A 16,025-nucleotide genomic window follows, 5' to 3' on the forward strand; every position below is an offset into this window, starting at 1 on the left:
CCCCAACCCTCTCTCCAAGGAGAGGGAGCAAACGGGGTTAGGCAAGGGCTTTGCTCCACTTCGTGAGGAGGGCGAATCCGGCTTGTACAATTCCCGAAGTTATTTAATCCACGACCCTTAGTGACAACTCACACAAAATCAGATTGTTACGCTGGTCAGGATTGCCTGAGAAAAGATGAGTCCCTCAAAACTGATGAGTAAGTCCCTATTAACAGGACGAACTATCGGAAGACTTTTATGCCCCTATCGTCTCCCGGACATTGCCGATGCCCAATGTTATGCTTCCATCCCACAAGATTGCTCGTTGCATTTTGCAGGATGCTGCTTGGTTACTAGCACACTGGGCAGGTATTGATGCTCATGATCTTTGGGCTAATCTCGAATCGCCTAGTGAAGCTGAGATCGCTAAAGAAATCATCGGTTGGTCAGCTCAAACTCTAAATCCGCTTCAGCTAGTATTTGACTCTATCCACCTCAATCAAGAATCTAGCGATGTGACCCCCCGATCTGCGCCAACCTATCGACCCGCGTGGGCGCTAGAAACGGAAAGGGAAGGCAGCGAACGCTATCCTCGCATTCCATATGCCCAAAATGCACCTTCTAATGGTCAATCGTTAGATTTACTACGCGGTAAGATCCGAGCCGCGATCGCAGATTTAGATTGGCAAAATCTAGCCCAACTCACCTTGTTTGTCGAAAAATTCGGTTCCCATCTCAGCGCTGGAGATCCTGATATTGCACTCATTGATTTAGCACGATCAACCGCCGCGATCGCTGCGGCACTCGCACAACAACCGCCCGGTGAAAAGCTGGCGCTGATCGGTGGCGATTTGATGGGGGTGCAAAAGTTCATCTACACTATCTCCTCAGAAGGAGCGCTTAAATCTCTGCGGGCACGCAGCTTTTATTTGGAGCTAGCTGCTGAAGAGGTCGTACAGCAAATCCTAACAGAGTTGAATCTGCCCCGCACAAATGTAATTTATGCTGGAGCCAGCAAGTTTTATCTTCTAGTTGCTGCAACGGATGAGTTAGAGACCATCATCGAGCGAATTCAGAGCCAGTTTAACGAATGGTTGCTTGAAACGTTTCAACGTAAAGTCTTTTTGGCGATCGCGCTAGAGCCATTTCCCGCAGCACAGCTCAAATCTGTTTCGAGTCCTGATTCCACAACGACCCCGCTAGCTCAAATCTGGCAAAACGTGAATGACCAGCTAACGGCTCAGGCATCCCGAAAATTTGCTGATCAGTTAGACGCACTCCTCAAAACACGAAACAGTCATCAGCCTTGTAAAGTTTGCCATCGCGACGACGTGCCAGAGGAGAAACTACAGCGGCTTAGTAATTTTCCAGGCGAAGAGTCGGTTTTAGCGTGTGAAACCTGTCGGGAGATGTTTCAGTTGGGTAATCGCTTACCTGAAGTGAACGCATGGGTGCGATCGCCTAATCAATCCAATAGCTCAACCAAAACAGAGATTCAAGTACATCATCACTACTATCGTTCCGTTCCTCCTACCTACCAACCCGAACATGATGAGATAGTCTTCCAGATCAATAATTGGGATCTTGTCGCCTATTCTTCTAATCAGTTTGTGCCAATGCTTTTGGGAAATTATTTTAAAGAAAGCTCTGAAACTGGAGGATTCTTATCTGCGAATGAAATGGCAGAAGCGGCGAATGGAATTAAACGAGTGGGTTATCTGCGGATGGATGTCGATCGCCTCAGTCAAATTTTCTCTAAAGGCTTGGGAAAGGGCTATACTCTGCCTCGCCTAGCTTGCCTGTCTCGACAGATGACCTACTTTTTTAAGGTTTATCTCAACAGTCTGGCGGATGCACGACAGCCGAACTTTATTGATCACTGCAATTCTCTGGGCTTTAAGCATCTACCCCATAAACCGCCTCAAGATTCCAAAAAAGACTGCGACAAAAGAATGCGGAGAAATTTGTTGTTTATTTATGCCGGAGGCGATGATTTATTTGTCAGTGGTGCGTGGAATGAGACAGTAGAGTTTGCTTTTGATGTCTATCAAGCCTTTCGAGCATATACCGGACAGCATCCAGATATCACTCTCTCTGCGGGCGTTTGTATTGCTGGAGCCAAATTTCCGCTTTATCAAGCGGCAGACGAAGCTGGGGAGGTAGAGAAAATCGCTAAAGGAAACGGGCGCGATAGTTTCGCCACCTTTAATGCAGCCCTGAAATGGGATGAATGGTTAGGCAACTGGAATCCAAAGGTGCTAGAGCCCGATGATTTGAATTATCTAAACTCTCCTGTCAAAGTAGACGAACCAGAACTCTTTGGAGTATTTCCTTTTGTAGAAAAGCTCTTTGGGGAAGTCGGGCAAGGCTTTACGCGCAGTTTTGTCCGCAACTTGCTCAACACAGCCCAGATGCAAGAAGAAAAAATTAAGGAGGCAAAAGAAAACCACCCTGACCAGGTGCAAGATATTCGATATTATTTGCACTTGCCCAAAGTTGCCTACACACTGGCGCGGCTACCAAACAATATTTTGGATGACTCCGATTTTCGGAAATCTCTTAAGAGTCCTTATAACGCTCCCTATTTTCGCGCGATCGCCACCTGGATCGAACTACTCAACCGCTAGTCAATCTGCCATTAACAATCTATGCCACCCACCGATTCAAAAGAATCTCAAAAACCCACTCCACCCAGCAAACTCACCGTGACCTCTGCTTCCAATCAATCTCGTACCAATCAATCAACCGCTCAATCTCAGAATCGCCCTGGAGACATCACAGCGACAATTATTCAACAAATTAACCAATCATCTGAAGGGTTCAGCAGCTATCCCATTCGGACGCTAGTGGAGCACGCTGAAGAATTTGGTAGTTATCTGCAACAGAACCAACTGAAAACAAACCAAGTGAGAAAGTTTCTGGATGCAGTAAATCAGATTAAGGCAGATCTGCGTGAGGATGAAGACTTCTCGAAAATTGAGACTGAAATTGTACTCCTTAAGCCTAAGTTAGCCTATGCTGCGGCACGTCAATCCTCGGTGCAAGCATTGAGCAAGGTCATGAGCGCAGCGATCGATAGAGTCCACAGCATTGATGATTTTCATCGCTTGGTGCAGTTCCTTGAATCGACGATCGCCTATCACAAAGCTAGCGGAGGCAGAGACTCATGACTGTTGTAACAAGACCCCAGAAACCACTCGCTGGCAAAATTCGGATTGAAAGTACCCTACTCGTCGAAACCGGACTACACATCGGCGGCGGCGGTGAAACGTTGGATATTGGAGGTTTAGACAAGCCTGTGATTCGCGATCCACTGACTCAGCAACCCTATCTACCAGGTTCGTCGATTAAAGGCAAACTGCGATCAATTCTAGAACGTCTACACAATAAGCCAGTCAACCGCAAAGGCAGCCGTGACACCTACCGCTATGAAAGCGATGATGTTGTAGATGGCTACACTGAAATTAGTGCAAATCAGTTCGTAGCGTTTCAGGGGGCAAGTACTTGCCCAGTTAGTCGTCTCTTTGGCTCGACAGGGATTAAATGTTGGATTCCAACGAGCCACGTCACAGATGCTGTTGAATCAGACACAAAAACGCCAGAGCAGACAATCGCTGAGGTGAAGCATACGAAAGTGATTGGACGCAATGCCCCTGCAAGATTGATTGTGCGTGATTGTCATCTAGATCCACATTCGGCAGAAAAACTGAAGCGTGTTGACACTGGGTTATACATGACAGAGTGGAAGTTTGAAAATGGCATTGATCGCATTACATCTGCCGCAAACCCTCGGCAAGTAGAGCGCGTCCCTGCGGGTTCAGCATTCAAATTTGAGCTAGTCTACACCATCGAGAACGAAAACCAAGTGGTTGAGGATTTGAAAAATCTAGCGATCGCACTGGCAATCTTAGAAGACGATGCCTTGGGTGGTCACGGCTCGCGCGGCTACGGCAAAATTAAGTTTCAACAAATTCAGTTCTTCTACCGCAGCCTTGATCAATACAAACTGATCGGTAAGAAGAGCGTCGATTGGACTACACCCCTCGCCACGTTTGTCGATACCACAGCACTGCTTGGTGGCTTTGGCAGCATTGAGCAACAGTTGCCTCTGGGAGGCAACTAGCATGACCCACTGGAAGTTAATCAAGCTAGACTTTGGGCGAAACCCAGTCCACTTTGGTGACTTAGGCATCGGCATGGAGAAATCAGGTGAACGAGCTTACTCAGATACGTTGTTTAGCGCCTGGGTCAGTTCTTACGCGCGGCTATTTGGTGGAGAGGCAGTGGAGCAATTATTTGCTCGATTTCCGAAGCAGGCACAATCTTCTCCGCTAGAGCCTCCTTTTCGGCTTGGTTCTACGTTTGTCTATTACAACGAAACGTATTATCTTCCTCGCCCGATCGAGCCTCCAAAAGGATATCCAGAAGATAGTCTAGCCTTTGCAAAAGAATATAAGAAACTAACCTATTTGCCCCTGAAGATTTGGCAACGGTGGTATCAGGGAGAAGGTTTCACTGATGCAGATCGAGAAGAACTCGAACTCAAAGTGAAGCAACCAAAAACTTTCGGGAAACTTGAAGAAGCGAAAACATTTGACTACAGCAAAACGTTTCAATCACAGCGAGTTCCTAAAGTCAGCCTCGATCGCACCACTCGCGCCAGCAACTTCTACCATGTTGGCTTTGTCCAATTTCAGCCGGAAGCTGGGTTATATTTCCTGATTCACTTTCCCGAAGCTGATTCATCACTAGAAGACGAATTGAAAGCGGCGCTAGATTTCCTGGGAGATGAGGGGATAGGTGGAGAAAAGTCGAGTGGGGCCGGGCGATTTACTGCTACTTGGCACGACTTGGACGAGGTATGGAAGAGTGTTGTTAACTTTAAGCAGTTCAACTTTCACGGTCTGATTAGCCTACTGTGGGAGCATCCCTTTGCCTCTGAATATTTGCAAGGAGCGAGCTATGCTCTACAAGAACGAGGCGGCTGGATTGTCTCGCCTGTGTCTGGTCAGCAAGCGCGGCGACAGACCGTGCAGATGTTTACTGAGGGTTCTGTGTTTCCGCAACCGATTAGCGGGATGTTAGCCAACGTTACACCGGGAAATTTCAAAGCACATCCCATCTATCGCAGTGGTATTAGTCTCAGCCTTCCTATTTATCTGGCATCCTGACCTATGCTTTCTTCCTCCACCTCTCTGACGAAGCCTCAGGCGCTAGATTCTTGCACGATTCAGCTCACTAGCCCGATGTTACACATTGGTTCTGAAGTGCAGAAGCTGAGTCCGTTTGAATATGTGGCAACTTCTAAGTTTGTTTATCAACCGAATGCTGAGGTATTAGCGCGATCGCTTTATCAGCAAGGTCGATTACCAGATTATCTGGATACGATCAAGGAACGGCGATCAATCCTACCGATCCTAGAACAAGCATTTGGTGAAGACTGGTCACAGGCGCAAGATGCTAGCGGTCAACCCATTTTTCCAAAAGTAACCCGAAGTTTGTGCTGGGCTGACTCCAAGCAGATTAGCGATCTCCGTCCTATGATTCGCAATGGCTATCGTCAACTCTACATTCCTGGCTCATCAATCAAGGGAGCAATTCGGACTGCGATCGCGTATCACCTGCTCAAAAATGCGGATCAGTTTCAAGTGCCGAAGCAGAAACGGATTAGCGCCATTGAACTTGAGCTTCAAAAGTCGATGGGCAGTCTGAGGCAGAAAGCCAAATTTGCTGATGATGCGCTATTTATGGATGCGTTGTTCAGTGACTTCCGGTTAGAGGGCGATCGCAGTAATGTGAGAACTGGACCTAACACTGATTTCATGCGAGCAATCAAGGTTACAGATTCTGAGCCGTTGATTGAGCAGAAGATTCCTCTGCCAAGCAGGAAAAATCGGTTTGAAAATCTGTCGATCACGGCTGAAGTATTAGTTTCTAGCCGCTTTGGGGACTATCGCGCTAAATATCGAGCATCAATTTATGCTGAGTTAGCCCGCAATGTGCAGACCACGTTTACGATCACGCTTGATCACCATCTTCTCAATCAGATGCAACATTTAGAAGGGACGAAAATTCCCTTTAAGTCTGTTGGTGATATTCTTCAGATTTGCCAAGCCTTCGCGCAAGACCAGTGGGATGCAGAACATGACTATTGGCAGGATGTGCAAAACAATCCCAACCAGCGTGATCAGAATGGCAACAATCGCAATCTGGACACTGCTGCAATCCGCAATTTTTATGAAGCGACAACCTGCCCCTACGCGCTGCGATTGGGCTGGGGAAGCGGGATGAATGGTACAACAGTAGGCTTGTTGTTGGATGACCAATTGCGATCGCAACTCCGCGATACCTGTGGAATTAGAGCGCCTGGGTTTGAAGCTCCAAAGTCTAGACGAACAGTAGTCGGTTCCGACGGCACAATAAAATTTGTTCCAGGTTGGGTTAAATTCAAGGCTCTGTGACGATGCTTATCCGATCAACTTGGACATTAAAAGTAGCTGAACCAACGACGTTGCCGCGGTCGTATGGGCTGGAGTTGGTCAAGCAATTGCATCAGCGGTTAGGAATTGAAATGGGATCAGAGCAAATCCCTTCTACGACCTGCTCAGGAATTTTGGGCAATGTAACAGCATCCGGTGACTTTCTCACGTTTTATCCAGAGGAAAACTATCAACTAGCGCTCTGTGGGTTGCAGGAAAAAGCCTCGATCGCGATCGCATCTTTCGAGTTAGCGAATCATGCACTTGAATCTCGACTCGACTTGCTAGGAGCTAGGTTTCAAATTGTTGATCGAGTCGATGAAACTACCAGTTATGAAACGCTCTATCACTTGTTAGTCGCGGCTGAACCCGAACCTACCTATCGGTTTGACCTCATATTTACCACCTCGACCGCTTTTTCTCAAAATCGCCTCCATTTACCATTGCCCGTCCCTGCTCTAATGTTTCACAGTTGGCTTGAACGCTGGAATCATTTTGCCCCCGTTTACCTAGGAAGCAGCGAACTAATCGATTATCTTGCGGCGGCTGTAGCGATATCGCGGCACAAAATCCAGACGCGCAGAGTGAGCGTTCACAGTAGCAAAATCACCGGATTCACGGGAGAAGTTTCTCTGAATATTCTATCCCGTGCTGATCCATTGCTTACCCATGTCGCAAACCTACTCATCAACTATTCCCAGTTCGCTGGAACAGGGATGAAAACCCGCTTGGGCATGGGACAGACAAAAATAAAAATGAAGGAAAAGGATGATGAATAACTCTGTAAAACGGATTTTGACCTTAGCAGCAAATCCTAAAGAGACGGGAAAGCTTCGCTTAGATGAAGAGGTTCGGGAGATCGATAAAGCCCTTCGACGGGCACAAAAGCGGGATCACTTTGAACTGAAATCGCGATGGGCAGTCACTCCTAGAGAACTGCAACTGGCAATTTTAGAGGAAACTCCACAAATCATTCATTTTTGTGGGCATGGTGTTGGGAAAGATGGATTAGTACTGGAAAATGAAATAGGACAAGCAACGTTGGTAAGCACTACTGCGTTGTCAGAACTGTTCAAATTATTTGCTGACCAAGTTCAATGTGTGGTGCTCAATGCCTGCTATACAGAGGTTCAGGCTGAGGCAATCTGTCAACACATTGGTTATGTGGTTGGGATGAATCAGCCAATTGACGATCGCGCTGCGATAGAGTTTGCCTTTGGTTTTTATAGCGCACTGGGCAGCGATCGTTCCTACGACTTTGCCTATCAGTTTGGCTGTAACAGCATTCGTACAGCAGAGATTCCCCAAGCAGAGATTCCGGTGTTGAAGCAGCGATCGCTTCAGATTACTGCTAGAGAGTCGTCCCCTCAAAATCCTCCCAGTCTTTGGATTCATGGTTTACATAAGCAGTCGTATGGTGCACCAACGGTTGAATTAGATTGGAGACTATACTTTCTCCAAGAAGGTCGTCGTCAGAGTCCTAATGAATCGACCTGGAAAAACAAGCTCTTTCCTGATTTGGCTCAAGCGAAGCAGTTTCTTACCGATGTTCATTGGGGTGAATGTATTGACCTGCGTGCTAAATTACCGCTGCCTGCCATGCTAGCCGTAGGTGCTACTTTTCCAGAATTAGTGTACCGATTTCAGTGTGAACAAATTATTAGAAGCCAACCGTTTCTGTGGCAGTCATATACTACTCCGTCTGCAATAAAGTTTAGGGTAATGCAAAAGAGAGGTAAATCTGGAAAACATCTGTTGATTGCTTTTGGTATCACAGGCTCTGCCTGGAAAGATGTTGTAGCTTTAGTTCAGAAGTCACCTGGAGAATTTGATGCTTTAGTCTACACAGAACCAGAAACAGGTGTTGGAGATGCTGCCATTTCTAACGCAGATGCTATTGCCTTGGCAATTCACGCAAAGGAATTGATGCGAACATATCGACAAAAGTACAGCGCTGAATTCATTCATTTGGTTATCTTGGCACCTGCGGCATTTGCGTTATTTTTAGGGCAACGACTGAATACATTGGGCGAAGTTGTTAGCTACGAATGGACAGCAACTGAAGGCTATCAAGCAGCAGTTAGGTTGCAAGTAGGAGGATGAAGTAAATTGGTTACCCCGACAGACGTAGGGGCGAAACAACCATAATTCTAGAGACAACTAATTAACGTGTGGTGAGCTAAATAAGTATTACTGTTAAACTTTTAATCCCTGATCGGGGATTAAGCTTGCAATTTAGGTCAACGTCTTATCTTGCGCTTGGCATGGCTCTCTGCCGCAGAGCAGATTAATCTTCTAGTTGCTCACTGGTCATCCGTTCGGTTAAGGGCAAATCAAACTGCGCTGCCAATTGATCCAGCCCAGTGATGATCGTGTAAGGTGTCCGAATTCCCAATCGCTCGTAACAGCGAGATCGATAATCCGGTTTAGCTTGAAAGTTGAGAATTGATCGCTTGAGCGGATCGATACAGCGATAGGCTGCTTCTGCTTTAGATATCGCGGCGGCGGGAAACGGAGTCATTTGCCGAAGAATGCTCAGGTCAATTAAATCGCGGGAATCGGTTGAGGCATCGGGTCAGCGATCGCCATTGGCGAGAAGCTTTTCTGCAATTTGGTCTACCACACTCAAGCAGGGCACAGGCAATCCAGCAGGATAAATAGGGGCTTCTAGGGAAATGCGTCCCTCTGCCACAATTTCTACTTTGAGCGAAGATTCTCCCACTCGGACAACAAAGCGAACTCCATCGCGATCGGTGCGGATTTCCTGTGGCAAGTGGATGTCACTTAGCCGATTTGGATCAAAGAGCGCGTCGTAGCCACGATCGTACAAAGCGATTCGCAATCGCGAAAATGTGGCTCCATAGGGACAGAGAAAATCAATATCGCGACTGAGGCGATACTCTCCATAGCAAAGCGAGAGCAGTGTTCTCCCACCAAAGTATGCCTCGCAGGATGCTAAAAAATTACAGTTGAGTGCCTGTAAAACTTGCAAGACCTGATTATGAATGGCATGTCTAAAGATCATTGGCTAACCAAGAATGGTATTTATCTGCAAGATTGCGGATGAATTGTTGTTCAACTGTACTCACACCAGCCAGCACTCCACGAAGCCGCCAGTTGCGTTCATAGAGTTGTAAAACTTCCACTTCGGTCAGGTTGGCGATCGAGGGGGTTTCTCCTTGCCAGCAGAGTGACTTTAGAAAGGGAAGCTGATCGAGATGCGGCATAATCAAATGATTCTAGACCCTCTCAATCTTAGTCAGAAACGCTGAGTCATGACTCAATCGATGAAGGAGTTTAATCCCCGATCGGGGATTGAGCTTACAATTTAGGTCGATGTTTTAGATGCTCCGTTATGCCGTCTCGATCTCGCCCCACTCCCAAATCTTCTGCCTGGACGGAGGATGCTGCCTTGGTTGGCATTACGCTCCAAGTGCAGCCGCTGCGAGACAGTACGCTCTATCCGCAGTATATGATCGGGCTTCATGCGTGGTTTCTTCATCAAATCCAGCAGAGTGACCCTGGTCTTTCTGCGACGCTGCATGACAATCAGGATGAGAAGCCGTTTACGATTTCTGGGTTGATTGATCCGCATGATCCAACGGCTCGATCGCTGAGACTGAGTGCAAACCAGATTTATCACTGGCAGATTACAGCGTTTAGTCAGCCTGTAGTGCGATGGTTGAAACAATGGCTCGAACAGTTGCCCGGTGAAATTGATTTGCGAACGGCTCCGCTCAAGATTTTGGGATGGTCGATCGTGGGAGAAACGACGACTTACGAAGCTTTATTTGATCAGGCAGCGGATCGTCCGCATCAAGCCAAAGCGGTTGATTTATCGTTTTTGTCACCGACGAGTTTTAGACGCAAGGGCAATCATTTTCCGTTGCCTGTGCCGACCAATTTGTTTCACAGCTATCTACGCCGATGGAATCAGTTTGCTCATCTCGAATATGACGCGGATGAATTTCTAGAATGGATTGATGGATCGGTGTTGATTATGCGGCATCATCTGGAGTCTGCCAAGGTGGTGGCGGGAAAGAAAGGATCGGTGACGGGGTTTACAGGATCGATCTCACTGGGTCTAACGGTGGTGGCGCGGGAAGATGCTGAATATATTCAGCTATTCACGGTGCTGTGTTGGTTTGCGCCCTATTGTGGCACGGGGCATAAAACGACGTTTGGGTTGGGGCAGACGCGGCTGGGCTGGCGAGATGCGCCGACGACTGCTGTGTTGCCTTCGACTCAAGATCTGCTGGCACAGAGAATTAGTGAGTTGACAAGTCAGTTTTTGGCAGTGAAGAAGCGATCGGGGAGCGATCGGGCGATCACCTCTGCGGAGACATGGGCAACAATTTTGGCACGAAGAGAACTGGGAGAATCGTTGCAGGCGATCGCGACGGATTTAGAGATGAATTATGAGACGGTCAAAACCTATATCAAGCTGGCGCGGCGGCAATTAGCGAACAAATGAACCCTGTTAGCCCTCAAAAAAACGGGGCAAGTTAGGGACAGTTGGGATGTGAGATCGCGAGCTAACTGCACGAGAGTTTTCCCATGTCTTCACTTTATCTGGTCCACCAAGGCGCGACTCTGCGGAAGGAACAGGAACGGTTTGTAGTTGATGAGCCTAAACCAAAGATCAAGGCTGACGATTTGCTGTCAGAGGGGCTGCTTTCTCCAGTGCGAGTGCCTATCAAAGAAGTTGAGCAAGTGCTGGTGTTTGGCAACGTTCATCTCAGCACGGCAGCAGTTTCGGCTTGTTTGGAGGAGCAAGTTCCGGTTGTGTTTTTGTCTCAGAGTGGGCGCTATAAGGGACATTTGTGGAGTGCAGAGCGCTGCAATTTAGCAGTGGAGTCAGCCCAGTTTGATCGCCGTCATGATCAAATCTTTCAGCTAGAGATGGCACGATCAATGGTTTGGGGCAAGTTGATGAATTCTCGTCAGTTGTTGCTGAGGCTCAATCGCAAGCGGCAAGTGATGGAGGTGGAGAGGGCAATTGGGGGCATTGATCGAGATCTTGAATCGGTGGCAACTGTGGCTCAAATAGAATCACTACGGGGCTATGAGGGTGCAGCAGCGGCGCGATATTTTCCAGCATTGGGGCGGTTGTTGATCAATCCGGGGTTTAGCTTAACGGATCGGAGTCGCCGCCCGCCCAAAGATGCGGTGAATAGTCTGCTGAGTTTTGGATATACGCTGTTGTTTAACAACGTGCTGAGTTTGCTGCTGACGGAGGGGTTGAATCCTTATTTGGGTAATTTGCATCGCTCCGATCGTCATGATCCGCATCTGGCGTTTGATTTGATGGAGGAGTTTCGTTCTCCGGTGGTGGATACGTTGGTGGTGACGTTGATTAATCAGCAGGTGTTGAAACCGGAGGATTTTAGTGACGTGAGTGAGGGGGGGATTTATCTGACAAATGCAGCGCGGCGGTTGTTTTTGCGGCGGTTTGAGGAGCGGATGAGTGAATTGGTGGCTCATCCGAATGTGCAGGGGCAGGTGTCTTATCGACGGGCGATGCAGTTGCAGATTCGGCAATATCAGCGGTGTTTGTTAGATGGGGTCGAGTATGAGTCGTTTTTGAGGGCGGTGTAGGGCGATGCTGACTTTAGTGGTGTATGACATTGCGGATAGTAAGCGCCGTTTGAAACTATCTCATTTCTTGGAGGGTCAGGGGCGACGGGTGCAGGAAAGCGTGTTTGAGTGTTTCGTGTCGCTGGATAAGCTGAAGAAGCTGCATGAGCAGGTGCAGCGGCGAATCGAGCCGTCGGAGGATAGTGTTCGGTTTTACTGGATTCCGGCGGATGCGGTGCCGAGGGTGTTGACGATCGGGAGTGCGCCACCCCAACCACCGCCCAAGGTGTATATTATCTGAAAGTTACTTGACGTGTTGAAAGTGCTGAGTGGTATGGTGTGTGGATGGGTGTATCGACACACCTCGACCGATCCTTGAAAACCAAATACTGTCGTTGACCTATGTCGATGCCTGAATCCGTGGGCATCTGAGCGTAGGGAGGAAAATGTTTTTTAAGAGAAAAAGCCTTTTCTTTAGTTGAAATTTTTACCTCTGTCGATTTCTGGCTGAGGAGCTTTACCCAGTCAGGCTTTCGACGGACGCGATTTCATGACCTCTTCCCCGCAAGGGGACGGAAACTCCTTAGCGTTTCGTGGGGGAAGTCGATCGATCCCTCTTATTTCATGACCTCTTCCCCGCAAGGGGACGGAAACCTCCCTCATACCAAGCTCTCGTCTCAGTTCGTGAAGGATTGAGATTTCATGACCTCTTCCCCGCAAGGGGACGGAAACACTTGATTCGTCGGCACCACTAGCCTTTGGCAGATTGATTTCATGACCTCTTCCCCGCAAGGGGACGGAAACCGGAACTGCCCAGCCGCTTCAACGATCGAGTTGGCTCATTTCATGACCTCTTCCCCGCAAGGGGACGGAAACACCACGATCGCGGTATCGGTTGCAGTCGCGGGGGTAGATGATTTCATGACCTCTTCCCCGCAAGGGGACGGAAACTTCATTAGTCCACCTCGATGCCGTATTGCTTGCAGAATCTGATTTCATGACCTCTTCCCCGCAAGGGGACGGAAACTCGTCCACTTCGTTTCCCCAATCATCGTAATACGTTGTCATATTTCATGACCTCTTCCCCGCAAGGGGACGGAAACTTACCATCTTTAGTTGTAAAGTGGTTCATTTTGAAATGAAGCGATTATTTCATGACCTCTTCCCCGCAAGGGGACGGAAACTTAGACGGTTGCGACTTCAGGAGTCTTAGCAGCTTTATTTCATGACCTCTTCCCCGCAAGGGGACGGAAACGCATAGTTTTCAGCCATAATCACAGGCAAAGATTCACCAGCCGATTTCATGACCTCTTCCCCGCAAGGGGACGGAAACTGCTTCTGATTTCTTGCTTGATGTCTTCAATGTCCATATTTCATGACCTCTTCCCCGCAAGGGGACGGAAACAATAAAGACAATGCCGCCACAAATGACCCAAGAACAGATTTCATGACCTCTTCCCCGCAAGGGGACGGAAACTTTTGCCATTCGTTGCCGAGCACTTGGGGTGTCCTTCGTTGAATTTCATGACCTCTTCCCCGCAAGGGGACGGAAACAACGGCAGCTTGGGAATCGATCGGTAGGTTGCATCCGCTATTTCATGACCTCTTCCCCGCAAGGGGACGGAAACTCTCTCATAATTTGAAGCCATCGATCGTAGGCTTCGATTTCATGACCTCTTCCCCGCAAGGGGACGGAAACATCCAGTCCCGAATCTGTGAGAGCGAGGCGTTGTCTTATTTCATGACCTCTTCCCCGCAAGGGGACGGAAACAAGTATCTCAGTGCTTTAATTAACGTATTTACATCACCAATTATTTCATGACCTCTTCCCCGCAAGGGGACGGAAACACAATCTTGACGCTACTAGAGCGGTGCCGTCCGATCGTATTTCATGACCTCTTCCCCGCAAGGGGACGGAAACATTCAATCCTGTAAGAATTTGGCAATCGTCGTCGTTGCCATTTCATGACCTCTTCCCCGCAAGGGGACGGAAACGGGTTCACTGACAAGGCGATTGATTTGGCTCTAGGAGGTATTTCATGACCTCTTCCCCGCAAGGGGACGGAAACAATACTGCCTTAAGCTGTGCAGAGACACTATCCTCTGAATTTCATGACCTCTTCCCCGCAAGGGGACGGAAACATAAACTCTAGAGAAGCCGATCGCCTGTAAGCCTCAACAATTTCATGACCTCTTCCCCGCAAGGGGACGGAAACTCAATTAACTCATCTTGCGTCGCGAATGCGGGCGTGATCGGATTTCATGACCTCTTCCCCGCAAGGGGACGGAAACTTTCGTCGTCCGTCAGCCAACCGATGCTCACAAGGTATTCGATGATTTCATGACCTCTTCCCCGCAAGGGGACGGAAACTCGTACTCCGCGATCGGGTTAAACGCTGGCTCTTTTATTTCATGACCTCTTCCCCGCAAGGGGACGGAAACATCGCGCTATCCCATGCTGAGATGAGTTTGTTTGGCTCATTTATTTCATGACCTCTTCCCCGCAAGGGGACGGAAACTCAATAGCCTCTACTGCTTTGACTTCCTCCATAGTGCGGAGATTTCATGACCTCTTCCCCGCAAGGGGACGGAAACCCTGGTTCCCCGATCGCCTCCAGTTGATGCCGCACTGCCATATTTCATGACCTCTTCCCCGCAAGGGGACGGAAACAATTTCAGCTAATGTCGAGTTGGTTGCGTCACCAAGATTACTTGTCTAAGAAGAGAGCGGATGATTGATCTGTATGAGGAAAAGGTAGGTCGGATGGAGAGGGAAAACCGTGCAACAACGAGTCAAACATCCGCTTCCTGTTGAATGTGATATCCCCTGCTACTCACCGAGTCGCCATCCGCTGCCGTCGGCGTTGTAAAGCTTCAGCGTTATAATTCCCAAAGCTTTTACACAACACCCTATGGACTGGCTCCCCCTCCTCGACCCAACCCACCTCTTCCACCTCGCCCAAACCCCGATCGCGCCTCCCAAAACTCCAGAAGTCGAACTCCTCCGCAAACAGCTTGACTTCATCACCCAAGCCAACAAAGACCTCAACGAAAGCTTCAAAACCTTCGTGGACACCATGAAATTTGTCCTGATTATTTTTGGCTTTTTGGGAGGCGCGATCGCTTTCATCTTCGGCAAAAATCTAGACGATGCCAAAAAAGTCGCCCGCGACGCTATCCGTCAAGAAGTCGAGGGTCACGTCACAGCGCTCGTGCAAACCGAAGTCAACAACCTAAAACGCACCCTCCAAAGAGAGCGCATCATCGGCGACACGATCGTCCACTACTACCTTCCCAACGCCATTCAACCCCCCAACGAATTTAAGCTCCTCACCGTCCGAGGCTTCCGAGACGTGCGCTTTCTGCGCGATCGACCACAACTTCACAGTGAAACCGCCAACATTGTCATCCTTGACCTAGAGAATTGGGTCACACCCAACCAGCAAAGATTTTCTAGCTTAGTCAACCCCGATCGAGATACCCAAGCAAAACCCCAAATCGATGCGCTGCTCAAAATCCTGCCCTCTTCAACCGTACTAGTCGTGTACGTCCGATCGACTGTGAGCTATCTCTACACGGTCTCCAGCAGTTGCTACATTACACCCGCCAACAATCCCGTCACCCTACTCGGCATGGTCGCCGATGCTGCCTACGTTGTTGCAGGCATTCTCACTTAACACCACCTCACGCACTCGTCGTTGTCCGCTGCTGCCCACTCTCCCCTTGCCACCATTACACCCGCCATCCGCTGCCATCATGCCCCTCCTCACCTGGTCAACCGACACCGCTCTGCTCGGCATCACTCTCACCCTGAAACCTCACGCCGACTTCCGGGGCAAACGGGGAATTCGGACAAAATCGTACGCTAAGCCTAAAAGTCTTTTCCTGTATGACTTACAGGATTTTATAATTTACTTGTCCGGTGTCCTAATCAGGCTAATATTGCCATCCCGCCCAAAACGTAAAGTTAGCCACACAGGCTATCGAAAG

The 16,025-nt window shown here is 48.7% G+C and carries 15 protein-coding genes and 1 CRISPR repeat array; of the genes, 12 read left to right on the plus strand and 3 right to left on the minus strand.

All coding sequences use genetic code 11. The features are described 5' to 3' along the window. The first annotated feature begins 266 nt into the window (after window positions 1-266). Genes cas10 through A8707_RS20655 form a run of 7 tightly spaced genes read left to right on the plus strand, consistent with a single transcriptional unit; the run spans window position 267 to window position 8,561 of the window. Window positions 267-2,606, plus strand: coding sequence for a type III-A CRISPR-associated protein Cas10/Csm1 (gene cas10, locus A8707_RS20625; protein ID WP_068819095.1), 2,340 nt, complete (start codon window positions 267-269; stop codon window positions 2,604-2,606). A gap of 21 nt (window positions 2,607-2,627) precedes the next feature. Beyond that, window positions 2,628-3,149: a type III-A CRISPR-associated protein Csm2 gene (gene csm2, locus A8707_RS20630; protein WP_068819096.1), complete on the plus strand. Its 522-nt coding sequence runs from the start codon at window positions 2,628-2,630 to the stop codon at window positions 3,147-3,149. Further along, a complete protein-coding gene (csm3, locus tag A8707_RS20635; RefSeq protein WP_068819097.1) occupies window positions 3,146-4,102 on the plus strand; it encodes a type III-A CRISPR-associated RAMP protein Csm3 in 957 nt (318 codons plus the stop codon). Before csm2 ends, csm3 begins: the two co-directional genes overlap by 4 nt. Before the next feature lies 1 nt (window position 4,103). Continuing rightward, window positions 4,104-5,150, plus strand: coding sequence for a type III-A CRISPR-associated RAMP protein Csm4 (gene csm4, locus A8707_RS20640; RefSeq protein ID WP_068819098.1), 1,047 nt, complete (start codon window positions 4,104-4,106; stop codon window positions 5,148-5,150). A 3-nt stretch (window positions 5,151-5,153) separates the two neighbouring features. Further along, window positions 5,154-6,440 carry a type III-A CRISPR-associated RAMP protein Csm5 gene (gene csm5, locus A8707_RS20645; protein WP_068819099.1) on the plus strand — a complete coding sequence of 429 codons (1,287 nt, stop codon included), beginning with the start codon at window positions 5,154-5,156 and terminating at the stop codon, window positions 6,438-6,440. Window positions 6,441-6,442: 2 nt separating this feature from the next. Further along, complete coding sequence (cas6, locus tag A8707_RS20650) at window positions 6,443-7,237, plus strand: CRISPR system precrRNA processing endoribonuclease RAMP protein Cas6 (protein WP_068819100.1); 795 nt, start codon at window positions 6,443-6,445, stop codon at window positions 7,235-7,237. After that, the gene (locus A8707_RS20655; protein WP_082906444.1) at window positions 7,227-8,561 is read left to right on the plus strand and encodes an SAVED domain-containing protein; all 1,335 of its coding nucleotides are present in this window, start codon (window positions 7,227-7,229) and stop codon (window positions 8,559-8,561) included. The genes cas6 (A8707_RS20650) and A8707_RS20655 overlap by 11 nt, the downstream gene beginning before the upstream one ends. Window positions 8,562-8,745: 184 nt before the next feature. On the opposite strand, the gene A8707_RS29255 is transcribed toward A8707_RS20655, so the two are convergent. From A8707_RS29255 to A8707_RS29265, 3 genes are read right to left on the minus strand one after another with little or no spacing between them, the layout of a single operon-like run. Then, a complete protein-coding gene (locus A8707_RS29255; protein ID WP_197484935.1) occupies window positions 8,746-8,979 on the minus strand; it encodes a hypothetical protein in 234 nt (77 codons plus the stop codon). A gap of 54 nt (window positions 8,980-9,033) precedes the next feature. Continuing rightward, entirely contained in the window at window positions 9,034-9,483 is a 450-nt protein-coding gene (locus A8707_RS29260; RefSeq protein ID WP_197484936.1) for a nucleotidyl transferase AbiEii/AbiGii toxin family protein, read from the minus strand. After that, window positions 9,473-9,685: a hypothetical protein gene (locus A8707_RS29265; RefSeq protein ID WP_068819102.1), complete on the minus strand. Its 213-nt coding sequence runs from the start codon at window positions 9,683-9,685 to the stop codon at window positions 9,473-9,475. The genes A8707_RS29260 and A8707_RS29265 overlap by 11 nt, the downstream gene beginning before the upstream one ends. Window positions 9,686-9,813: 128 nt before the next feature. Here A8707_RS29265 and cas6 (A8707_RS20670) point away from each other — a divergent pair, with 128 nt between their 5' ends. From cas6 (A8707_RS20670) to A8707_RS29880, 5 genes are all read left to right on the plus strand, one after another. After that, window positions 9,814-10,932, plus strand: a complete 1,119-nt coding sequence (gene cas6 / locus A8707_RS20670; RefSeq protein WP_068819103.1) for a CRISPR-associated endoribonuclease Cas6 — start codon at window positions 9,814-9,816, stop codon at window positions 10,930-10,932. Between the two features lie 83 nt (window positions 10,933-11,015). Next, window positions 11,016-12,056 (plus strand): CRISPR-associated endonuclease Cas1, encoded by a 1,041-nt coding sequence (gene cas1, locus A8707_RS20675; protein ID WP_068819104.1) that lies wholly within the window; start codon window positions 11,016-11,018, stop codon window positions 12,054-12,056. A 4-nt stretch (window positions 12,057-12,060) separates the two neighbouring features. After that, entirely contained in the window at window positions 12,061-12,336 is a 276-nt protein-coding gene (gene cas2, locus A8707_RS20680) for a CRISPR-associated endonuclease Cas2 (RefSeq protein WP_068819105.1), read from the plus strand. A 244-nt stretch (window positions 12,337-12,580) separates the two neighbouring features. Further along, window positions 12,581-14,706: a CRISPR direct-repeat array (repeat unit 35 nt; unit sequence ATTTCATGACCTCTTCCCCGCAAGGGGACGGAAAC). A gap of 241 nt (window positions 14,707-14,947) precedes the next feature. After that, the gene (locus tag A8707_RS20685; protein ID WP_068819106.1) at window positions 14,948-15,712 is read left to right on the plus strand and encodes a hypothetical protein; all 765 of its coding nucleotides are present in this window, start codon (window positions 14,948-14,950) and stop codon (window positions 15,710-15,712) included. Between the two features lie 79 nt (window positions 15,713-15,791). Beyond that, the coding region (locus tag A8707_RS29880; protein ID WP_231948234.1) for a hypothetical protein at window positions 15,792-16,025 on the plus strand (234 nt) is incomplete at its 3' end.

The sequence above is a fragment of the Phormidesmis priestleyi BC1401 genome (assembly GCF_001650195.1).
GTDB lineage: Bacteria > Cyanobacteriota > Cyanobacteriia > Leptolyngbyales > Leptolyngbyaceae > Phormidesmis_A > Phormidesmis_A priestleyi_B.